We start from the raw sequence: 20,779 nt of genomic DNA on the forward strand, positions 1-20,779 counted from the left end.
CTGATTTTCGCGCTGCCAAGGGAGTGAGAATGTCGGATTACATCATTGTCGGCGGCGGTTCGGCCGGCTGCATTCTGGCCGCCAGGCTGAGCGAGGATCCGGATGTGTCGGTCACCTTGCTCGAGGCCGGCCCGCCCGACACCGATCGCTACATCCATCTGCCGGTCGGCTTCTTCAAGATGACGGCAGGGCCGCTGATCTGGGGCTATGACACGGCCCCCGGCAGGGCGATCGACGGCCGCATCATGGTCTATCCGCAGGCGCGTGTGCTGGGCGGCGGCTCCTCGATCAACGCCCAGGTCTTCACCCGCGGTTGCCCGCAGGATTACGACGGCTGGGCGGCCGACGATGGCTGTACGGGATGGAGCTACGCCGAGGTGCTGCCCTACTTCATCCGCTCGGAAGGCAATGACACCTTCGCGGGCCGTGAGCACGGCGTCGATGGCCCGCTCGGCGTTTCCAGTGGCGCGCCACACCCGCTGACCCGGGTGTTCGTCAAGGCGGCGCAGCAGGCCGGTCTTCCCTTCCGGGCAGATTTCAACGCTGGCGAGCAGGAGGGTACCGGCTTCTACCAGACGACGACCCGTCGGGGAAAACGCTCGAGCACGGCGGTCGCCTATCTCAAGCCGGCGCTTGGCCGCAAGAATTTGACGGTACGCACCGACGCCACGGTCAGCCGTATCGTCGTCGAGAACGGCCGCGCCATCGGCGTCGAGGTCATCGCCAAGGGCCGCACCGAACTCTTGCGGGCCGAGGGCGAGGTGATCGTCACCGCCGGCGCCATCGGTTCGCCAAAGCTGTTGATGCTGTCGGGCATCGGCCCGGCCGGCCATCTCGGCGCGCATGGCATCAAGGTGGTCCATGACCTCGCCGGCGTCGGGCAGAACCTGCACGATCACATGGATGTCGATGTCGTCGCCGAGCTCAACGGCCCACATGGCATCGACCGCTACAAGAAGAAGCGCTGGCAGGCAGTCGCCGGCCTGGAATACGCGCTGTTCGGCAAGGGGCCGGTGGCGTCCAACATCGTCGAAGCCGGCGGCTTCTGGTGGGGCGACCGCGCGGAGAAAACACCTGACATCCAGTTCCATTTCCTGCCCGGCGCCGGCGTCGAGGAAGGCATCGGCTCGGTGCCCGGCGGCAATGGCTGCACACTGAACAGCTACCATGTCCGCCCCCGCTCGCGCGGCAGTGTTACGCTGCGATCGGCGGATCTGCGCGATGCGCCAATCATCGATCCCAACCCGTTTGCCGAACGTTATGATCTGGAGCGCGCCGTCGACGGCATCGAGATCAGCCGTGCGATCCTGTCGCAGCCGGCCTTCGCCAAATACATCAGCCGCGAGCATCTTCCGGGTTCGGCCATGCAGGGACGCTCAGCACTCGAAGCCTTCGCCCGCGAACATGGCCGCAGCGCATACCACCCGGTCGGCTCATGCCGCATGGGCGGCGATGCCGGGAGCGTGGTCGATCCCGAACTGCGCCTGCGCGGCCTGCAGGGCCTGCGCGTCTGCGACAGTTCGGTCATGCCAAGCATCGTGTCGTCGAACACCAACGCGGCGGTGATCATGATCGCCGAGAAGGCGGCGGATATGATTTCGGGGCGGGGCCTGCTGCCGGCGGTGACGGCCTAGTCGTCAGGAAACATCTCGCGCGGCGGAAAATCCGTACGGCTGTAGTCCACCACGATGAACTTGCCGCCCTGGTAGCGCTCGACCACCGGATTGTCCGTCACCTTGCCGCGCACGCGCTCGGCCTGGCTGTCGGAACTGTCGAGCGGCGTCCAGCCGATCTTCTTGCGAGCGTCGTGTCGCCAGAAGCCGCGGCTGTTGTTGGACTGGCCCCAGATCACCGAGCAATCGACACGCTCCGCCTCGGCGCAACGTTCGATCAGGCGGATAAAATCGTCATGCGATATCCAGGTCGACAGGATCCGTTCGTCGGGAACCTCAGGCAGCACCGAGCCGATGCGGATCAGCACGCTTTCCACCGCATGCTTGTCGAAGTAGAGCCGCGCCAGCATCTCGCCATAGGCCTTCGACAGGCCGTAATAGCCATCGGGACGCAGCAGGCAGTCCTGGTCGAGGATCTCCGTCCGCTCGTAGAGGCCGACCGCATGCACGGAAGATGGAAACACCACGCGCGCTTTCTCTTTGCGCGCCGCCTCATAGATGTGGAAGGCGCCGCGGAAATTGGGGCCGAGCACGGTCTCGAAGGATTGCTCGGTGGAGATGCCGCCGAAATGCAGGATCAGGCCGCAGCCCTCTGCCAGATCGTTTACCGCCTGCTGGTCCTCGAGATCGGCGATGGTGAAGCTTGCGTTTGGCGGCAGCGGGATCGGCAACGGCACGACATCGGTGAGCCGTAACGTCCAGCCGAGCGCCGCCAGCCTGGCTGACAGCAGGCGCCCGATCGTGCCGGAGGCTCCGGTCAACAGCACCGGTTTGTCGGTTCGCATCACATCCTGTCCTTTCGCCGATACCGCCGATATGTTCGCGCTGATATGGCAAGGCCAATGAAGACTGGTCGCCGCGAACAGGCCGCCAATGTCATCATATCACCGTATAAATAATGGGTTGCCAAGGACAGCGGTTCGTTTATTGCTTGGTGGCGATGAAACGTTCCTTTGGCCTTCCCCCGCAGATCAGCCGCACGGCGCAGGTTGCCGACTGGTTTGCGCGCGAAATACGCGCCGGCCATATGACCAGCGGCGAGAAACTGCCGACCGAGCAGGAACTGATCGCGCAATTCGGGGTCAGCCGCACGGTGATCCGCGAAGCCATGGCTTCCCTTCGGTCGGAGGGCCTTGTCGTCAGCCGCCAGGGCTCCGGCGTCTTCGTCGCCGACCATGAGGCGAACACCACGTTTCGTATCGTCTCCGACGAACTGCACTCGCTGGCGGAAGTCCAGAACGTGCTGCAGCTTCGGCTCGCGGTGGAACAGGAAGCCGCCGGCATCGCCGCCGAGAAGCGTGGGGATGACGACCTTGCCCGCATGCGCGACTGCCTCGACGCCATCGACGCTTCGATCGCGGCGGGCGAGAGCGCCATCGAGCCCGATTTCGCCTTCCACCGGGCGATCGCCTCGGCCACCGGCAATCCCTATTTCGAGCGCTTCATGCATTTTCTCGGACCTGTCCTCATTCCGCGTCAGCTGATGCGCCCGCGCGACGAAACGCCGGAGCAGCGGCGGCACTATCTGGAGCAGGTCCAGATGGAGCACCGCCGCATCTATCAGGCCATCGAGCGGCAGAATGTCGAAGCCGCCCGCTTCACCTTGCGCGAGCATCTGGAGGCTGGCCGGGAGCGTTATCGGCGCATGGTCGATGGTCACGCCAGATCGTAGCGCGTCGTCGGTCTTCGATCCGCAAATCATCCCGTCCTACGCCAGCTCCGCGACCGGCATCTTGCAGGACTGCATGAGAGCCGCGAGCTGCCGTTCTTCGTCCTGCGTCAGGTCGAGAAGCGGTGACCTGACCGGCCCGCAGTCAATGCCGGCAATGCGCGCGCCGGCCTTGACGATCGACACGGCATAGCCAGCGCGCCGGTTGCGGATGGCCAGATAGGGCAGGAAGAACGAGCGGATGAGGTCGTCGACTTCCGTCTTATGGCCAGCCCGCAACGCACTGAAGAAGCGCAGCGCGATCTCGGGTGCGAAATTGTAGATCGCCGACGAATAGGTCGTCATGCCGATCGCCGCCGCCGCACTGGCATGGACCTCGGCCGTCGGCATGCCGCCGATGAAGACCAGCCGGTCGCCCATGCGATAGCGCGTGGCAGTAAGCAACTCGACGTCGCCGACACCGTCCTTGAAGCCGATCAAATTCGGGCAATCCTGCGCCACACGCTCGAGCGTCTCGGGCGTCAGAATGGCATTGTCCCTGTTATAGGCGATCACGCCGATGCCGACCGCGCGGCAGATGGCGGTGAGGTGCCGGCGCAAGCCCTCCTGCTCGGACTTGACCAGATAGGGCGGCAGCACCAGCAGCCCGTCGGCGCCATTGGCCTCCGCCGCCTTGGCGAACTCCACCGCCATATGCGTGCCGTAGCCGACGCCGGCGAGCAGCGGCATGTGATCAGGGACTTCGTCCGACGCCGCCCGCACGACGCGCTTGTATTCCTCAAGCGTCAGCGAGAAGAATTCGCCGGTGCCGCCGGCGGCAAAAAGCCCGCTCGCCCCGGCTGTGCCTTGGCTTGCGACATGGGCGCGATAGCCGTCTTCATTGAAGCCGCCGTGCTCATCAAAAAAGGTCAGCGGAAAGGAGAGCAGCCCGCGGCCAAGGGATTGGGTCAGTTCGGTGGGTGAAAACGTCAAGACAAGTACTCCGTGTAGGGGCCGGCAAGTGATGGTCTGTCGGCAAGGATTTTGGGAGCGGTGACTTCTACTGGCGGCTAGCTCATACGAGGCCTGGCCGGACTTCGGCCGCGGCGGCGTCGATCGCCCTGGTGCCCAGGCCCGACTTGACGATGCGGATCAGTTCCTCCTCGCTGGTGTCGGCCGTCGACGCGTCGAGCGCGACCTCGCCCGAATGCAGGAAGTTGATGCGGTCGCAGACCTCGAAAATCTGGTTGTAGTTGTGGACGATCAGGATCACCGAGACCTGGCGCTGCTGGCGCAGATTCTGAATCAGGCCCAGAACATGCGCGCTCTCGCGCACGCCGAGCGCCGCCAGCGGTTCGTCAAGCACCAGGATCTTCGGCGACGAATAGATCGAGCGGGCGACAGCGATGCATTGGCGCTGCCCGCCCGACAGGAGGTCGACTGTGCTGTTGACGCTGGGGATCGTGATGCCCAGTGTATCGAGATAGAGCTGCGCCTGTTCGCGCATCTTCCTGTTGTCGAGCAGGCTCAGGCCGAGGAAGGGCTTGTGGTATTCGCGGCCCAGAAACATGTTGTGGAACACGCTGAGGTCGCCGACAAGCGCCAGGTCCTGATAGACGGTTTCGATGCCTTGCGCGCGGGCGTCGCGCGGCGAGGCGAAACGCACTTCCTTGCCTTGCGAGACGATCATGCCGGTGTCGGGCTGGTGGAAGCCCGACAGGATCTTGATCAACGTCGACTTGCCGGCGCCATTGTCGCCGACCAGCGCCAGCACTTCGCCCTGGCGCAATTTGATCGAGACGTCGACCAGCGCGGTGACGGCGCCGAAGCTCTTGGAGATGTTGGTCATCTCCAGAACGGTTGGAGCATCGGCGGCGAGCGGTGGAATAGCTTGCGTGTTCATACGCGCCTCCGTGTGCGCAGGCGGTCGATCTGGATTGAGAGGATCATCGCGGCGATGATGGCCGCGCCGAGATAGATGTCGGACACGGTGGCCTGGGCGCCGATCATCACCAGGCCGTTGTTGAGCGAGGCGACGACAAAGGCGCCAATCAGCGCGCCGATGACGGTGCCGGAGCCACCGAGCAGCGAGGTGCCGCCGATGACCGCCGCGGCGATCGCCTGCAAGGTGAGGAACGGGCTGCCGGCCTGCGGGTCGGCCGAGGTGAACTGCGCTGTGTTGATGATGCCGGCGAAGGCGGCGAAGCCGCCGGCGATCATGAAATTGTAGATCTTCATGCGGTCGGTGCGCACGCCGATCTCACGCGCGCCGATGATGTTGGAGCCCGTCGCGATGGTGTGTAGGCCGAATGTGGTGCGGGAAAGCACCAGCGCCAACACCAGCACCAGCACCACCGCCCACAGGAAGGGCGTGAAGGCGGTAATGCCGTGCCAGGAGAGCAGCGCATCCGACGGCTGGTAGAGGCTCTGGCCGAAGATGGCGTTGAAGGGTTGCTCGACCGGCGCCACGATCGGCTGGCTGTTGTAGATCGAGACGACGATGCCTTGCAGGAAGAACAGCATGCCGACGGTGGTGATCAGCGACGGCACCTTGAAGCGCACGGTGATGATGCCGTTGATGGCACCGACCAATATGCCGATCAGCACGCCGATCAGCGCACCGACGGCCAGCGGCACGCCGTAGGTGACCGACAGCAGCGCCATGACATAGGGGGCGATCGAGAAGATGGCGCTGAGCGACAGGTCGATCTCGCCGGTGATCATCAGCATGACTTCCGCCGCGGCGATAAGGCCGAGCCGGCCGGTGTCGCGCAGCACCACGCTCATGAATTGCGGCGACAGGAAGCCGCCATCGCTGCCGAGCTGGAAATAGATGACCAGCACGATGGCGACGACGGCGATGCTGGCCTCGCGATAGCGCGACAACAGGATCAGCAGCCTTTCCGTCATCGTGTGCGGAACCTTGACGCCGGTCTTCTTCGCAGGCTTGGTTTCTGTGGGCGGCACTCTTGTCTTCCTGATTGCGAACTTTGGGCGAAGAACCGGATCGGCGACGGGGCGAAAGCCGCCAGGCCGGCAGCCGTCACCACCCCCGCCACATCACGCAAAATGACGCGGCGAGGGCAGGCGTTTCATGGTGGTGACCGTGTCAGGTCGGCTCGACGTCGCTGCGGCCTTCGAAGCGCGACTTGCCGACATAAGCGTCGACATTGTCCTTGGTCACATAGGCCTGGCTGGTGTCGCTGTTGGCCGGACCGACGAGGCCGCCGGACAGTTTGTAGAGATACATCTGCTGCACCGGCAGGAAGCCCTGCAGATAGGCCTGCTGGTCCGTGGTGAAGTTGACGTCGCCGGCCTTGATGAAGTCCAGCGTCTGCGGGAACAGGTCGAAGCCGGCCACCGCGCCGCCTCCCTTCACCAGCCCGTATTTGTTGGACACGAAACCGCAGGCATAGGTGTCGGAACCGCCGGTGCCGAACAGGCCGTTGACGTTTTTGTGGCTGAGATAATAGCTCTCGACGCGCGAGATTTCCGTTGCCGGATCCGGCCCCGTGTTGACGACATCATAGGTGACGCCGCTGTTGGAGTCCTTGATCGCCTGGATGTAGCCGTCGAGGCGCGGCTGCGTGTTGAGCGAGCCGGGCACGCCGATCGACAGCATGACATGGCCACCCTTGGGGATCAGCTTCAGCCACTTCAGCGCCGAATTGTAGCCGGACTGATAGAGCGGCTGGCCGACATAGGACAGCCGCTTGTTGGGGCTGCCGACCGGCACGTCGGCGTTGAAGGCGACAACCGGAATTCCGGCTTGCGCGGCCATGTCGGTGGCGGCGTCGAAGGCCGTCGGATCGACCAGGCACACCGCGATGCCATCCGACTTCTGCGCGATCGCTGTCTGCATGGCGCTGACCATTTCGGAGACGACGTTCTTCTGCGACCCCGTCCACTGATAGCTGCAACCGAAAGCGGCGCAGGCATCCTGGATGCCGTAGACAGTCGGGGTGAAGAACTGGTCGAGCGTCACATGGCAGACGAAGTGGAACTTGTAGGGCTTCTTCGGCAGCCCGGGCGATGAATCGGCTGCCCGAGCCGCGCTGACGCCGCCGGCCAGGCCGGCACCCGCCAGTCCGCTGGCGAGGCCAGCAGCACCCAGGCCGAGCTTCCCAGCCAGCGCGAAAGCGCTGCGCCTGGAGATGGCGGCATTCACCATCTCGATGTGATTTTTCGTTTCGTCGTCCATCCGTTCCTCCCTCTTCGTTTTGTAGGCGTCGCTACATTTGTCGTCTGGTTACATTGTTATATGACAACTTTTGTGTCAATGGTCTTTCGCCGCCGAATTCAGGACGGACGCTCTCGGTCCGAATGGCGCGAAGACGGCCCTTTGGCCGGCACGAATGGACGATCAGGGATTACAGGAAGAGAAAATGGCTGAAATCGAATTCAGGGCTGTCGCGAAGAATGGCCTGAAGGTGACGACGATCGGACTCGGCGGTACCGGCCTGGGCAACATGTATCGCGCAGTCGACACCGACGCGGCGGTGAAGACCGTGCAGGCGGCCTATGACAATGGCATCCGCTATTTCGACACCGCGCCGGTCTATGGCTTTGGCGTCAGCGAGACGCGGCTTGGCCTGGCGATCAAGTCGCTGCCACGCGCCGACATCGTCATCTCGTCGAAGATCGGCTACGACCTCGTGCCCATTCCGCCGGAAGAGCTGAAGCCGGCGCTGTGGGACCAGCCCGGCTCCTTCCGCGCCGAGTTCGACTATTCACGCGATGCGGTGATGCGTTCGCTCGAAGGCACGTTGAAGCGCCTCGACACCGACTATGTCGACATGGTCTCGATCCATGATCCCGATGAGGCCATCCATTTCGCTCCTGGCGAGGACCCCTATGCCCGGAGCCGCTTCAGGGAAGCGATGGACGGCGCCTATCCGGCGCTCGATGAGTTGCGTTCGCAAGGCGTCATCAATGCGGTCGGCGTCGGCATCAACCAGTGGCAGATGCTGTCCGATTTCGTCGTCGCCGGCGCGTTCGACTATTTCCTGCTTGCCGGCCGCTATACGCTGCTCGAACAGGAGCCGCTGGCGACCTTGCTGCCGCTCTGCGAACAGCACGGCACCCGGATCATCATCGGCGGCCCCTACAATTCCGGCATACTGGCGACGGGTGCGGTCAAGGGCGCCACCTTCAACACCAGGCCGGCGCCCGAGCCGGTGCTCGAACGCGTTCGCCGCATCGAGGCGATCTGTGCCAGCCACAAGGTTTCGCTGCCGGCCGCCGCCCTCCAGTTCCCGCTCGGCCATCCCCTGGTGTCGAGCGTCATCCCGGGCGCCCGCTCAGTCGAGGAACTGAAGCAGAATCTGGCCTATCTGCGAGAGGATATTCCGCCGGCGCTGTGGGCTGATCTCAAGCAGGCCGGTCTCATCGAAACCGACGCGCCCGTTCCCACCGTGTGACGGCGCATCGCCCTGCCGTCACGTGGGCTTGTCGTCCGGATGGCCAAGCTCGCAGAACCAGCCGCCGAGATATTTTACCGACGGCCGTTTCGGATCGGGAATGGGGGTCTTGGCCTCCACGGCGGCGCGGAACGGTTCGGCGCTGTCCTGCGGAATGAATCCCAGATGGTTGGCGCCGCTGTTGTCGACCATCTTTAGCTTATTGTCGGAAATACCGAAGGAGATCGTGTGGCCGACGCGCGGCGCGGTGAGCGATGCCTCGACCAGGCGCACGCAATCGGCGAAGGAGAGGTATGACCACAGCATGCGCCGGTCCGCCGGTTCGAGGAAGGACGAGAAGATGCGCAGGCACACCGTCTCGATCCCGAACTTGTCCCAGTAGAGCCGGCTGAGGCTCTCGACGAAATTCTTCGAGACACCATAGAGGCTGTCGGGGCGCACCGGTGCGTCGACGCCGATATGCGCCTCGACCTCGTGATAGCCGATGGCGTGTACGGAGGAGGCGTAGATGACGCGCTTCACGCCGTGTTTCCGGGCGCCTTCATAGATATGGTAGGAGCCGCGGATGCTGGAATCCAGGATCGTCTGCCATTCGCATTCGAGCGGCGCGCCGCCGAAATGCACGATGGCGTCGCAATCCTTGGTCGCCGCGATCGTCGCTTCCATGTCGGCGAGGTCGAACACCGCTTCTTCTTCGTGAGGCGCCAGATCGCTAAACGGCTCACGTCCTGCCAGGCGGATCGTCTTCGCCAGGGGCACCAGCCCCTTGCGCAGCTCCGAGCCGAGACGGCCGGCGGCGCCGGTGATCAGGATACGGTCGTAATGCGGCATCATCTACTCCACTTGCGCGACGGCGGCGTTGATCCGCGCGATCGCCTCGGTCAGCACCTCTTCGCTGGTCGCGGTCGAGATACGAAAATAGGGTGAAAGTCCATAGGCGGCACCCGGTACAGATGCCACGCGGCCTTCGTTCAAGAGATAGTTTGCCACCGCCGCATCGTCCTCAAGCACGACACCGCCGGGCGTCTTGCGGCCGATCAGGCTGGCGCAGCCGATATAGGCATAGAAGGCGCCGTCCGGCGGCGACAGCGTCAGTCCGTTGATCTTTCGGATGCCATCGACAACGAGATCGCGGCGTGCCTCGAACGCTTGCCGGAAACGCGCGACTTCGTCCTGCGGGCCGTTTAGCGCGGCCACCGTCGCCGCCTGCGCGATCGAGCAGACGGAGGTGCAGGACTGGCTCTGGATGGTCGACATCGCCTTCACCAGCGGCGCCGGTCCGGCTGCATAGCCGACACGCCAGCCGGTCATCGCATAGGACTTCGACACGCCATTGACGATCAGCGTGCGATCCCTGAGTTCCGGGCAGGCCTTGCCGAAGGAGACGAATTCGCGCCCGTCGAAGAGGATATGCTCGTAGATCTCGTCGGAGAGGATGAGCACCTGCGGATGCCTTGCCAGAACCGCACCCAGCGCTTGCAGATCCGATTGCGAATAGACGGCACCGGACGGGTTACCCGGCATGTTGAGGAAGAGCCATTTCGTCCTCGGCGTGATGGCCCTCTCCAGCACATCAGGCGTCAGCCGGAAGCCTGATGTCTCCGGGCATTCGACGGTGACGGGCGTGCCGCCGAGCAGCTTCACCATTTCGGGATAGGAGACGAAATAGGGCGCCGGCAGGATGGCCTCGTCGCCAGTCTCGAGTGTCGCCATCAGCGCGTTGAAGATGATCTGCTTGGCGCCGTTGGCCACGACGATGTCGTCGCCCGTGTAATCCAGCCCGTTCTCGCGCCGGAACTTGCCGGCAATGGCTTCGCGCACCTCGGCGGTGCCGGCCGCACCTGTGTACAGCGTCTGTCCCGCCTTCGCCGCGAAATGGGCGGCGTCGATGATGTGGCCGGGTGTTGGGAAATCCGGTTCGCCCAGGCCGAGATCGATCACGTCGACGCCCTTGGCGCGTAGCGCCTTGGCGGCTTGCGAGGCCGCCATGGAAGCCGAAGGCTTCACCGCCGACAGGCGCGAGGCAATGTAGCTCATTTGCCGTTCTCCGAGATGTATTGCTTGGAGCGGTCGTTCGCCCGCGCCTCGGTGCTGCGTTTGGCCGGATCGCCATAGCCGCCGCCGCCCGGCAATTCGAGGATCAGCCGCCGGCCTGCCGGAACGTGCTGCCAGCCCTTGGGCCGCATCTGTGTGCCGTCGTCCAGTCTGACCACGCCGGCGACGCCGGGATCACCGCCATTGCGTCCGTGGGCCGGGTGATTGACGCGGTCGAACATCGCCGAGAAGTCGAATTCGTGGCCTTCCAATGCGGCGATTTCGATGACTTGTCCGAGGCCGCCACGGAATTCGCCGTCGCCGCCGGAGTCCGGCCGCAGCTCCTTGCGCCAGATGACGATCGGCCCGGTATGCTCCGTCGCCTCGATCGGCATCGTGTGCACGCCGGACGGGAAAGCCGTCGCCGACAGGCCATCGAGGCCAGGGCGCGCGCCCATTCCGCCGGAGTTGAACATCAGCACTTCGGCGCGGCGCCCTTGGCCGCCCGCGACCGGGCGCGCCGAGATGTGGATGTTCCACAGCGCACCGGCGCCTTCGGCAAGGATCTTGCCCGGCATGGCCTGCGAGATCGCGCCCAGCACGAGATCGGGGACCATGTGGCCGAAAATGTGCCGCAGCGCCACGGGTGCTGGCCGCACGGCGTTCAGGATGTTGACTGGCGACGTCACGGTGAAGAAAGCGAGCGAGGCGGCGTTGTTGGGAATGTCGGGCGCAACCACGCATTTCAGCGCGTAGCACGCATAGGCCTTGCTGTAGATGATCGGGCAGTTGATGCCCCAGCGGCTCATCGGGTCGGTGCCGGTGAAATCGACCTCGACATGGTCGTCGCGCACCGACACTTTTGCCGCCAGCTTCACTGGCGCGTCATAGCCGTCGGTGACGAGTTCGTTCGACCAGCTGCCTTTCGGCAGCGCCTTGATGCGCTCGAGCATGGCGTTGCGTGTGCGCGAGAAGATGAAATCGCCAAGCCCGTCGAGCGAGGAGAGCCCAATCTCCTTCATCATGTCGACGAGGCGGCGATGGCCGACCTCGTTGCAGGCTGCGAGCGAATAGAAATCGCCGACGACCTGGTTCGGCTCGCGGACATTGGCGCGCAGGATGCGAATGAGGTCGAGATTGACCTTGCCCTTTTCCGCGAACTTCATGATCGGGATCTGGATGCCTTCCTCATAGACCGATTTGCCGTCGGCGCCGAAGCCGCGCCCGCCGACATCGACGACATGCGCCGTGCAGGCGAAGAACGCCACCAGCTCGCCGTTGAGGAAGGACGGCGACACCATGGTGATGTCGTGCAGATGGCCGGTGCCCAGCCAGGGATCGTTGGTGACATAGGTGTCACCCTCGAACATCTCCTCGCGTGGGATCGCGTTCATGAAATGCAGCACGGCCTCGGCCATGGTGTTGACATGGCCGGGCGTGCCGGTCACCGCTTGCGCCAGCATCTGGCCGCGTGGGTCGAACACGCCCGCCGACAGGTCGCCGGATTCGCGCACCGAGGTCGAGAAGGCGGTGCGCAGCAAGGTCAGCGCCTGCTCCTCGACCACCGAGATCAACCGGTTCCACATCACCTGCATGCGGATGTCACCGATGTCGCTCATGACTGGCTGCCTTTGCGGATCAGAAGGATGGCGCCGTCGCTCTGGACGACGGCGTCGAAGCTGGTGGTGACGACGGTGGATGTCTCGCGTTCGACGATGACCACTGGCCCGGCGACGCGATCGCCGGCGCAAAGTGTATCGCGTTCGACGATGCCGTAGGTCTGCGGCTCGCCGCTCGCCGGATCGAACACCGCGCGGGTCGTGACTGGCGTGCTGGTCCGCTTGCCGCCCGTAAGCTCGTGCCTGGCGACATCAGGCCTGATATCCGTCGCCTTGACCGACCAGGTGACGATCTCGATCTCGAGCCCGTCGAGCCCTTCGATGGCGCGGCCGAAGAAGCGCTGGTAGTTCGCCTCGAACAGCTCCTTGAGTTCTGTGACGGCATCGTCGCCGAATGGCTCATCCGGCAGCGGCACCGGGATTTCCCAGCCCTGGCCGGCATAGCGCATGAAGGCAGTGATCTCGCAGGTGATGCTGCCGCTGGCGCCGCTGCGCACGAAGCTTTCGGCTGATGCCTTGAGCTCGCCAAGCAAGGCATTGACCTCGGCCGGCTTGAAGCGCGACAGGCGGGTCAGCTTCGACGCCAGCGCCTCGTAGCCAAACGGTGCCTTGAGGAAGCCGATCGCCGACCCGACTCCCGCACCCTTGGGCACGATGCAGCGTTCGATGCCGAGTTTTTCACAGAGCCTTGCCGCGTGCAGGGGAGCAGCACCGCCAAAGGCGATCATCAGATTGTCGGAAATGTTCTTGCCGTTCTCGACCGCGTGGACGCGGGCGGCATTGGCCATGTTTTCGTCCACCACCTCGCAGATGCCGAAGGCCGTCGACATGGCGTCGAGCGACAGGCGCTCGCCGACATCGCGCAGGATCGCCTGTTCCGACGCTGCCGTGTCGAGCCGGATCGCGCCGCCGGCAAAATTGTCGGGGTCGAGCTTGCCGAGTACCAAATCGGCGTCGGTGATCGCCGGGCGCGTGCCGCCGCGGCCGTAGCAGGCAGGTCCCGGCTCCGATCCGGCACTTTCCGGCCCGGTCTGGATCCGGCCCATGGCGTCGACCCAGGCGATCGAGCCGCCGCCGGCGCCGATCTCGATCATCTCGATCACGGGGATGGAGATCGGCATGCCCGAGCCCTTGCAGAAGCGGTAGGTGCGCGCCACCTCGAAGGTTCTCGCCGTGCGCGGCGCAAAATCCTCGATCAGGCAGATCTTGGCGGTGGTTCCGCCCATGTCGTAGGAGACGACCTTATCCAGGCCGAAGCGCCGGGCGATGTCGGCGGCGAAGATGGCGCCGCCGGCCGGGCCGGACTCGACCAGGCGCACGGGAAATTCGGAAGCCGTCTCCACCGAGATCAGGCCGCCGCCCGAATGGATCATGAAGACCGGGCATTCGGCGCCCATCTCCTTCAGCCGTGTCTGGAAGCGGGCGAGATAGTCGGCCATTTGCGGCCGCACATAGGCATTGGCGCAGACCGTGTTGAAGCGCTCGAACTCGCGCATCTGCGGCGACACTTCGGCGCTGATCGAAATCGGAATGTTCAGCTTGCGGGAGAGAACTTCGCGCGCACGGCGCTCATGCGCCGGATTGGTGTAGGCGTGGATGAAGCCGATCGCCACGGAACCGAAGCCGCCGGCGGCGATCCGTCCGGCAATCTCCTCCAGGGCGGCTTCGTCGAGCGGCTGCAGCTCCTGTCCCTCGGCGCCGATCCGGCCCTTGACCGTGAAGCGGTGCTCGCGTGGGATGAGCGGCGTCGGCAGTTGCAGGTTCAGATCGTACTGCTCGAAGCGGTTCTCGGTCCGCATCTCGATCACATCGCGAAAACCTTCGGTCGTGACCAGCGCGGTCTTGGCGCCGCGCCGCTCGATCAGGGCATTGGTGGCGAGCGTCGTGCCGTGGATGATGATGCCGATCTCGGCAGCCGAAATGCCGGCATCGCGGGTGACGACGGCAATGCCGTCGAGGATCGCCTGCTCGGGCGCCGCGTAATTGGTCAGCACCTTGGTGGAGAACAGCGTCCCCCTGAGCTCGAGGGCGATGTCGGTGAACGTGCCGCCTATATCAGCGCCAAGACGGATGTCGTCGATTCCTGAGGTCATGCCTTGGCCTTCTGCGAAGCGAGCGCGGCTTCGCGCATCTGGGAAAGGGTCTGCCGGGGCGTCAGCGCTTCGGGCGAGATGGCGATGTCGAGAACGGCGCCCGTCGTCGAGCTGAGCGCCCGCCCGAAGGCGGCGGCGAAATCTCCCGTGGATTCGACCCGCTCGGCATGGAAGCCATAGGCCTTGGCCAGCGCCACGAAGTCGGGATTCTCCAGCGAGGTTCCTGAAACGCGGGCCGGATAGTGGCGCTCCTGATGCGCACGGATGGTGCCGTAGATGCCGTTGTTGATGATCAGCACGACCGGCTGCGCGCCCGCCTGCATGGCGGTGCCGAGTTCCTGGCAATTCATCTGGAAATCGCCGTCTCCGGCAAAGCACACCACCGTGCGCCCAGGGAATGCGACCTTGGCGGCGACGGCCGCAGGCAGGCCATAGCCCATCGCGCCGGACTGCGGGGCCAGCAGCCGCGCCTGCGGTCCGAATTTGAAGAACTTGTTCGGCCACACGGTGAAGTTGCCGGCGCCGTTGGTGAGGATGACATCGGCGGGCAAGGTCTCGCGCAGCCAGGCGCTGACCGCCACCATATCCACCGGGCCGGGCTGGACCGGTGCCGCAAATGTCCCTTCATAGGCCTTGCGCGCCGCCGCGCGCCATTCCGCCCATCCACCTTTGATCGGCGTCAACGCCCTGGCGAAGGCGTTCGGGCCGGCATGGATGCCGATCGTGGGCACATAGATCTTGCCGATCTCGCGGTCCGAGCCATGGACATGGATCAGCTTCTGGCGCGGCTGCGGCACCGATAGCAGTGTATAGCCGTCCGTGGTCATCTCGCCGAAGCGCACATTGACGGCCAGGATCACATCGGCGTCGCTGATCAGCTTCTTCACATGCGCCACCATGCCGACGCCAGCCTCGCCGACGAAGGCGGGCGAATGGTTGTCAAACTGGTCCTGGTAGCGGAAGGCCGCCACGACCGGGATGTCGGAGGCCTCGGCGAAAGCCTGCAGCCCCGTGCGTCCATCCTCTGTCCAGTTGGCGCCGCCCATGAGCAGGACCGGCTTTTCCGCGGCCGCCAGCAGCTTGAGCGCCGCAGCCATCGCATCCTGTGCCGGAGCGGCTTCGAAGATTGCGGCTGGCCCGCTAAGCGGGGCGGCTTCGGTCAGTGTGGTCAGCATGTCCTCCGGCAGGGCGACCACCACGGGGCCGGGCCGTCCGGTCAGGGCGGTGGTCCAGGCCCGCGCCACGATCTCCGGCAGGCGCGCGACGTCGTCGATCTCGACCGCCCATTTGGCGACGGTGCCGTAGACGGCGCGGTAGTCGATCTCCTGAAAAGCCTCGCGGCCCTTCATGTCGGTGCCAACCTGACCGACGAAGAGGATCATCGGCGAACTGTCCTGCATGGCCGTGTGGACGCCGATGCTGGCATTGGTGACGCCCGGGCCGCGCGTCACGAAGCAGATGCCGGGCGATCCGGTCAGCTTGCCATAGGCCGATGCCATGAACGCCGCGCCGCCTTCATTGCGGCACAGCACATAGTCCAGCCTTCCCTGCGTGTCGTGCAGCGCGTCGAGAACGGCCAGATAGCTCTCGCCGGGCACACCGAAGCTCTTGGTGGCACCGAGCGCGATCAGGCATTCGACAAGAAGGCGGCCGCCATTGCGGATCATGTTTTCGACATCCTCGGTGTGGCGGCAAGGGGACCGAGCCTGCCTTTCGGATTTATACGTGCACGCTGGCGGGTCGGGGCGAAATCAAGAAATGCCGTCCATTCGAAAGTTCTTCTTTACTGTGATGATCGCAGCAGAACGCCGGGGTTCATCGTGTCCAGTGGATCGAACGCGCTCTTCAGCCGCGCCATCAGATCGCGCTCCACCGCACCCCGATTGCGCTCGGCCAGGGCGATCTTGGCACGGCCAAGCCCATGCTCCGCCGCGAAGCTGCCGCCCATTTGCGTGGCAAGCGCCGACAGCGCCTCGGCAAAAGCGCCGGCCTTGCCGTCGAAATCGCCATGGCCTTCCGGCGGCGACAGATTGTAGTGGATGTTGCCGTCGCCGAGATGGCCGAACGGGTTGATCCGAACGCCAGGCAGAATCTCGTGGCAGACTTTCGCGCCAGCCTCGATGAAACGGGCGATCGCGCCCGGCGGCACGGAGATGTCGTGCTTGAGCTGTTCGCCTTCCAGACGCTGCCCCTCCGGCTGCTCCTCCCGCAGCCGCCAGAACTGCGCCCGGTGCGCGCCCGATGTCGCCAGCGCGCCATCGAGCACCAGCCCTTGCTCCATCCCCCATTCCAACGCCGAATTCAGGATCTCGTCCAGGGGAACGCGGCTGGAGCCGGATGCCAGTTCGACCAGCAGATAGACGTCGCCGCGAGTCTCCAGCTGATAGGCGAGATCGGGCAAGTGCTTGAGCGCCAGAGTGAGGCCGACATCGCTGAAGAATTCGAGGCCGGTCAGGAATTCGCTCGCCTCGCCGCGCAGGTAGGCGCCGAACGAAACCGCGGCGGCGAAGTCGGACATCACCAAGAGCGCGCTTGCTTGCTGCTTGGGCGTCGGATAGAGCCGCAGCACCGCGCGCGTCACGATGCCGAGCGTGCCTTCCGCGCCGCAGAACAGTTTTCGCAGTTGATAGCCGGCGTTGTCCTTCTGCACGGCACGCAGTCCATTCCATACCGTCCCTTCCGGGGTCACCACTTCGAGGCCGAGCACCAGATCCTGCATCATGCCGTAGCGAAATGCCTGGCTGCCGCCGGCATTGGTGCCGATCAGGCCGCCGATCCTGGCGCTGCCTTCCGCGCCGAGATGCATGGGAAACATCAGGCCATGCGGCTCCAGCACCTCGTGCAGCGCGGCGAGCACGACGCCCGCTTCGACGACGATCGAGCCGCTGTCGAGGTCCGGTTCGCCGATCGCCGCCATGCGCGACAGCGAGACGATCACCGCGTTCGGCTGCTCCGCGACGGCACCACCGCAAAGCCCGGTGTTGCCGCCTTGCGGCACCACCGCCAGCCCCGCCTCCCGGCATGCCGCGACGACCGCGGCCACTTCAACGGTTGTCGCGGGCCGCGCAACGCCCAGCGGCGCGACGCCATAGCGGTTGAGCCAATCGCGCTGGTAGGGCTCGGCATCGGCGCCCGAAAGCCAGCCTTTCGGCCCGAGGATCGCGCGCAAGGCGGCTGTGGGGTCAGTCATGGAAATCCCTGGGGGTGTGCATCGTGCTGAACGTTGCATCTTCAAAAATGCCGTTCAATGGCCCAGCACCTGCGACAGGAATTGTCGGGTGCGCTCGTTGCGGGACGCGGTGAAGAATTCTTCGGGCGGTGCCTCCTCGACGATCTCGCCGCCATCCATGAAGACCACGCGGTCGGCGACGCGGCGGGCAAAGCCCATCTCATGCGTGACGCAGATCATCGTCATGCCTTCGGAGGCGAGCGTCACCATGACGTCGAGCACTTCCGAAATCATTTCCGGATCGAGCGCCGAGGTCGGCTCGTCGAACAGCATGATCTGTGGCTGCATGCAAAGGGCGCGGGCGATCGCCACCCGCTGCTGCTGGCCGCCGGAAAGCTGGCCGGGAAACTTCATCGCCTGTTCCGGAATGCGGACCTTCTCCAGATAGCGCCGGGCGGTCGCCTCGGCTTCTGCGCGCGGTTGCTTGCGCACGATCATCGGCGACAGCATGCAGTTCTCAAGTACCGTCATGTGCGGGAACAGGTTGAAGTGCTGGAACACCATGCCGACCTCCCGCCTGATCTCGTCAATGTTGCCGACATCGTCGTTGAGCTCGGTGCCGAGCACGGTGATGCGGCCGCCATTGTGCTGCTCCAGGCGATTGATGCAGCGGATCATGGTCGACTTGCCCGAGCCGGAGGGACCGCAGACGACGATCTTTTCGCCGCGCTCCACCGACAGGTTGACGTTCCGCAGGGCATGGAACGTCCCATAATATTTGTCGAGCTTTTCGATGTGGACTGCGGGTCCGGTCGGTTGCGTCGACTTAGCCGAAATCATGTCCGCGCCTCCCTAGCGTTCGCTGACCGACATGCGGCGCTCGAGGAAGGCGCCGTAGCGGGACAGGCTGAAAACGAAGACGAAGTAGATGAAGGCGATGAAGGCATAGACCTCGACATAGGCGAAGCGCCATTCGCCGGTGCCGTAGGCGGCATTGCCGGAGGCCAGGATCTCGAAGAAACCAACGATGACCACGAGCGAGGTCTCCTTGAACGAGATGACGAACTGGTTGATCGTCGCCGGCAGCGCGTTGCGCATGGCCTGCGGCAGCAGGATGCGGCCGATCCGCTGCCAATAGCGCATGCCAAGCGCCATGGCGGCTTCTTCCTGGCCTTTGGCAACGCCCTGCATGCCGCCGCGCACGATCTCCGCCTGGTAGGCGGAGAAGAACAGGGCCGAACCGAGGATCACCCGGTACAGCTTGTCGCCCTGCAGCCATTGCGGCAGCGCGAACGGCAGCACGATAGCGAATGTGAACAGGATCGAGATCAGCGGCAGCGAACGCACCCCGTCGATGATCAGGCCGGTGGTGCGCGAAATCCAGGGCAGCTCCGAGCGGCGCAGCAAGGCCAGGCAGATCGCCAGCGGGAAGCCGATCAGGCAGGTGGTGACGAAGATGAACAGGGTCAGCGCCAGGCCGCCCCAGGCTTCCTCGCCGACGAAGGGCAGGCCGAGCACGCCGCCTTTCATCAGCACGTAGAAGACGGTGGCGCCGACCCCCCAGACCAAAGCGATACGGCGGCCCGTCCAGAACGCGGGGATACAGCTCAGCACCGTCATCACCACCACGGCCACGCAGGCCAGCGCCGAGCGCCACTGCTCCTCGAAGGGGTAGAGGCCGAAGAAGATGATGCGCCACCTGGCCGCGATCACCGACCAGCAGGCCCCGGCTACAGCCTGGCAGGCCTCGGGGCCGCCGCTTGTGGTGAAGACAGCCGAGAAGACTGCCCAGTTGAGCAGCTTCCAGGTGATGAAAGCCATGATCGCCAGTGAGATCAGCGACATCAGGGCCTGAAGCGGCGTCGCGAAGAAGCGTCGTCTCAGATCCTCGAGCTTTCCGGGGGCGGGTGGGGCGACAATCTCCATGGCTCAGCCCCTCAACTGATTGCCCTTGAGGGCAATGGCCTTGTTGAGGCGGTTGAACAGCGCGGCCAGCGAGAGATTGATGGCGAGGAAGCCTGCCATCAGGATGCCGATCACTTCGAGGGTCTGGCCGGAATGGTTGATGGTCAGCGCCACGATCATGAAGAAATCCGTGAAGCCGACCGCGATGCCCATCGTGGTCGCCTTCATCAGCCAGACATACTGGTTGGCAAGGATCGGCAGCATGGCGCGCAGCGCCAGCGGCAGCCGCACAAGCGTGAACACCCGCCACGGGCTGAGGCCCAGTGAGAGCGCCGCCTCCATCTGGCCCTTGCCGACGGATTTGAAGCCACCGCGCACGATCTCGGCGATGTAGGAGCCGCCATAGATCGCGATGGCGATCGCCAGCGCGGAAAACTCCGGTGGAATGCGCAGGCCGCCCCTGAGGTTCAGGCCTTGCAATGCCGGAAAGTCGATGAACGGCGCATCCGGCAGGCGGCCGATCGCCAGAATGATCGCCGCGCAGGCGAGCGCTGCCGCAGCAGTGCCGAATTGGATGCCACGCCGCTGACCGATTGCCTGGTTCAGCCGCGATGTGCTGCCCAGCCAGAGCGGCAGCGCGATTGCCGCGACCAAAGCCAACAGGGCCATCGCCATTGCCACGCTGCCGACATTCGGGAACGGGACGTAGAGCCCCCGGCTGGTGAGCAGAAAGCCCCAGGCTTCGTGTGCCGCGCGCGGCGTCGGCAAATGCGTGATCAGCGCATACCAGAAGAAGACCTGCAGGATCAGCGGGATGTTGCGGAAGATGTCGACATAGCTGCGGCCGAGCAGCTGCGCCAATTCGTTGCTGGAGGTCCGCGCCAGGCCGACAATCGTTCCGACGATCGTCGCCAGCATCAGGCCGACGGTCCCCAGGAACAGCGTGTTGGTGATGCCGATGAGGAAGAACCACCAATAGGGGTCATTGGCCGTGGCCGGCAGCAGCGTGAAGTTCACGTCCCAGCCTGTCGACTTGAACAGGAAGTCGAAGCCGGAGGTGATGCCTTGCTCGGCTAAATTCCGCCGCGCGATCACGACACCGGTAAGCACCAGCGCCCCGATCGAACCGACATAGAGAACCTGCAACAGCGCGTTGCGGACCTTCTGATTTCTCAGCAGGCTGCTCATGGACCAATCTTTCCCGAATTGTCGCCGGCT

At 64.6% G+C, this 20,779-nt stretch carries 17 protein-coding genes; 3 read left to right on the plus strand and 14 right to left on the minus strand.

From position 1 onward, the window contains the following. The first annotated feature begins 29 nt into the window (after positions 1 to 29). The gene (locus AC04SF_RS00995; protein WP_488476117.1) at positions 30 to 1,634 is read left to right on the plus strand and encodes a GMC family oxidoreductase; all 1,605 of its coding nucleotides are present in this window, start codon (positions 30 to 32) and stop codon (positions 1,632 to 1,634) included. On the opposite strand, the gene AC04SF_RS01000 is transcribed toward AC04SF_RS00995, so the two are convergent. Beyond that, entirely contained in the window at positions 1,631 to 2,458 is an 828-nt protein-coding gene (locus AC04SF_RS01000; protein WP_488476118.1) for an NAD-dependent epimerase/dehydratase family protein, read from the minus strand. The two genes, AC04SF_RS00995 and AC04SF_RS01000, sit on opposite strands and share 4 nt — an antisense overlap. Before the next feature lie 155 nt (positions 2,459 to 2,613). Between AC04SF_RS01000 and AC04SF_RS01005 the strand changes: the two genes are divergently transcribed. Further along, positions 2,614 to 3,345, plus strand: coding sequence for a FadR/GntR family transcriptional regulator (locus AC04SF_RS01005; RefSeq protein WP_488476119.1), 732 nt, complete (start codon positions 2,614 to 2,616; stop codon positions 3,343 to 3,345). A 36-nt stretch (positions 3,346 to 3,381) separates the two neighbouring features. Here the strand turns inward: AC04SF_RS01005 and kdgD are convergent, their stop codons facing one another. The 4 genes from kdgD to AC04SF_RS01025 form a co-directional block, all read right to left on the minus strand. Then, entirely contained in the window at positions 3,382 to 4,314 is a 933-nt protein-coding gene (kdgD, locus tag AC04SF_RS01010) for a 5-dehydro-4-deoxyglucarate dehydratase (RefSeq protein ID WP_488476120.1), read from the minus strand. Between the two features lie 82 nt (positions 4,315 to 4,396). Beyond that, complete coding sequence (locus tag AC04SF_RS01015) at positions 4,397 to 5,224, minus strand: ATP-binding cassette domain-containing protein (protein WP_488476121.1); 828 nt, start codon at positions 5,222 to 5,224, stop codon at positions 4,397 to 4,399. Further along, positions 5,221 to 6,288, minus strand: a complete 1,068-nt coding sequence (locus AC04SF_RS01020) for an ABC transporter permease (protein WP_488476122.1) — start codon at positions 6,286 to 6,288, stop codon at positions 5,221 to 5,223. Before AC04SF_RS01020 ends, AC04SF_RS01015 begins: the two co-directional genes overlap by 4 nt. 142 nt (positions 6,289 to 6,430) lie before the next feature. Continuing rightward, on the minus strand, positions 6,431 to 7,522 hold the full coding sequence (locus tag AC04SF_RS01025; RefSeq protein ID WP_096455274.1) for a sugar ABC transporter substrate-binding protein: 1,092 nt from the start codon (positions 7,520 to 7,522) through the stop codon (positions 6,431 to 6,433). A 184-nt stretch (positions 7,523 to 7,706) separates the two neighbouring features. Here AC04SF_RS01025 and AC04SF_RS01030 point away from each other — a divergent pair, with 184 nt between their 5' ends. Next, positions 7,707 to 8,741 (plus strand): aldo/keto reductase, encoded by a 1,035-nt coding sequence (locus AC04SF_RS01030; protein WP_488476123.1) that lies wholly within the window; start codon positions 7,707 to 7,709, stop codon positions 8,739 to 8,741. An 18-nt stretch (positions 8,742 to 8,759) separates the two neighbouring features. Here the strand turns inward: AC04SF_RS01030 and AC04SF_RS01035 are convergent, their stop codons facing one another. The 9 genes from AC04SF_RS01035 to AC04SF_RS01075 form a co-directional block, all read right to left on the minus strand. Beyond that, positions 8,760 to 9,572 carry an NAD-dependent epimerase/dehydratase family protein gene (locus tag AC04SF_RS01035; RefSeq protein WP_488476124.1) on the minus strand — a complete coding sequence of 271 codons (813 nt, stop codon included), beginning with the start codon at positions 9,570 to 9,572 and terminating at the stop codon, positions 8,760 to 8,762. A gap of 3 nt (positions 9,573 to 9,575) precedes the next feature. After that, a complete protein-coding gene (locus AC04SF_RS01040; RefSeq protein WP_488476125.1) occupies positions 9,576 to 10,778 on the minus strand; it encodes a pyridoxal phosphate-dependent aminotransferase in 1,203 nt (400 codons plus the stop codon). Continuing rightward, positions 10,775 to 12,394: a hydantoinase B/oxoprolinase family protein gene (locus AC04SF_RS01045; RefSeq protein ID WP_488476126.1), complete on the minus strand. Its 1,620-nt coding sequence runs from the start codon at positions 12,392 to 12,394 to the stop codon at positions 10,775 to 10,777. The genes AC04SF_RS01040 and AC04SF_RS01045 overlap by 4 nt, the downstream gene beginning before the upstream one ends. After that, positions 12,391 to 14,487, minus strand: a complete 2,097-nt coding sequence (locus AC04SF_RS01050; protein ID WP_488476127.1) for a hydantoinase/oxoprolinase family protein — start codon at positions 14,485 to 14,487, stop codon at positions 12,391 to 12,393. Before AC04SF_RS01050 ends, AC04SF_RS01045 begins: the two co-directional genes overlap by 4 nt. Continuing rightward, entirely contained in the window at positions 14,484 to 16,154 is a 1,671-nt protein-coding gene (locus tag AC04SF_RS01055) for a thiamine pyrophosphate-dependent enzyme (RefSeq protein WP_488476128.1), read from the minus strand. The genes AC04SF_RS01050 and AC04SF_RS01055 overlap by 4 nt, the downstream gene beginning before the upstream one ends. Positions 16,155 to 16,270: 116 nt before the next feature. Further along, a complete protein-coding gene (locus AC04SF_RS01060; RefSeq protein WP_488476129.1) occupies positions 16,271 to 17,677 on the minus strand; it encodes an FAD-binding oxidoreductase in 1,407 nt (468 codons plus the stop codon). Between the two features lie 54 nt (positions 17,678 to 17,731). After that, complete coding sequence (locus AC04SF_RS01065; RefSeq protein WP_488476130.1) at positions 17,732 to 18,496, minus strand: amino acid ABC transporter ATP-binding protein; 765 nt, start codon at positions 18,494 to 18,496, stop codon at positions 17,732 to 17,734. A gap of 12 nt (positions 18,497 to 18,508) precedes the next feature. Beyond that, on the minus strand, positions 18,509 to 19,582 hold the full coding sequence (locus tag AC04SF_RS01070; protein ID WP_488476131.1) for an amino acid ABC transporter permease: 1,074 nt from the start codon (positions 19,580 to 19,582) through the stop codon (positions 18,509 to 18,511). 3 nt (positions 19,583 to 19,585) lie between these two features. After that, positions 19,586 to 20,749, minus strand: a complete 1,164-nt coding sequence (locus tag AC04SF_RS01075) for an ABC transporter permease subunit (protein ID WP_488476132.1) — start codon at positions 20,747 to 20,749, stop codon at positions 19,586 to 19,588. Positions 20,750 to 20,779 lie beyond the last annotated feature (30 nt).

It is taken from the genome of Mesorhizobium sp. CNPSo 4671 (assembly GCF_057784245.1).

What these genes read in the sequence shown, in the direction of transcription:
- AC04SF_RS00995 (WP_488476117.1), top strand. Translation starts at nt 30, where the DNA reads ATGTCGGATTACATCATTGTCGGCGGCGGTTCGGCCGGCTGCATTCTG.
- AC04SF_RS01000 (WP_488476118.1), bottom strand. Translation starts at nt 2,458, where the DNA reads ATGCGAACCGACAAACCGGTGCTGTTGACCGGAGCCTCCGGCACGATC.
- AC04SF_RS01005 (WP_488476119.1), top strand. Translation starts at nt 2,614, where the DNA reads ATGAAACGTTCCTTTGGCCTTCCCCCGCAGATCAGCCGCACGGCGCAG.
- AC04SF_RS01015 (WP_488476121.1), bottom strand. Translation starts at nt 5,224, where the DNA reads ATGAACACGCAAGCTATTCCACCGCTCGCCGCCGATGCTCCAACCGTT.
- AC04SF_RS01025 (WP_096455274.1), bottom strand. Translation starts at nt 7,522, where the DNA reads ATGGACGACGAAACGAAAAATCACATCGAGATGGTGAATGCCGCCATC.
- AC04SF_RS01030 (WP_488476123.1), top strand. Translation starts at nt 7,707, where the DNA reads ATGGCTGAAATCGAATTCAGGGCTGTCGCGAAGAATGGCCTGAAGGTG.
- AC04SF_RS01035 (WP_488476124.1), bottom strand. Translation starts at nt 9,572, where the DNA reads ATGCCGCATTACGACCGTATCCTGATCACCGGCGCCGCCGGCCGTCTC.
- AC04SF_RS01040 (WP_488476125.1), bottom strand. Translation starts at nt 10,778, where the DNA reads ATGAGCTACATTGCCTCGCGCCTGTCGGCGGTGAAGCCTTCGGCTTCC.
- AC04SF_RS01045 (WP_488476126.1), bottom strand. Translation starts at nt 12,394, where the DNA reads ATGAGCGACATCGGTGACATCCGCATGCAGGTGATGTGGAACCGGTTG.
- AC04SF_RS01050 (WP_488476127.1), bottom strand. Translation starts at nt 14,487, where the DNA reads ATGACCTCAGGAATCGACGACATCCGTCTTGGCGCTGATATAGGCGGC.
- AC04SF_RS01055 (WP_488476128.1), bottom strand. Translation starts at nt 16,154, where the DNA reads ATGATCCGCAATGGCGGCCGCCTTCTTGTCGAATGCCTGATCGCGCTC.
- AC04SF_RS01060 (WP_488476129.1), bottom strand. Translation starts at nt 17,677, where the DNA reads ATGACTGACCCCACAGCCGCCTTGCGCGCGATCCTCGGGCCGAAAGGC.
- AC04SF_RS01065 (WP_488476130.1), bottom strand. Translation starts at nt 18,496, where the DNA reads ATGATTTCGGCTAAGTCGACGCAACCGACCGGACCCGCAGTCCACATC.
- AC04SF_RS01070 (WP_488476131.1), bottom strand. Translation starts at nt 19,582, where the DNA reads ATGGAGATTGTCGCCCCACCCGCCCCCGGAAAGCTCGAGGATCTGAGA.
- AC04SF_RS01075 (WP_488476132.1), bottom strand. Translation starts at nt 20,749, where the DNA reads ATGAGCAGCCTGCTGAGAAATCAGAAGGTCCGCAACGCGCTGTTGCAG.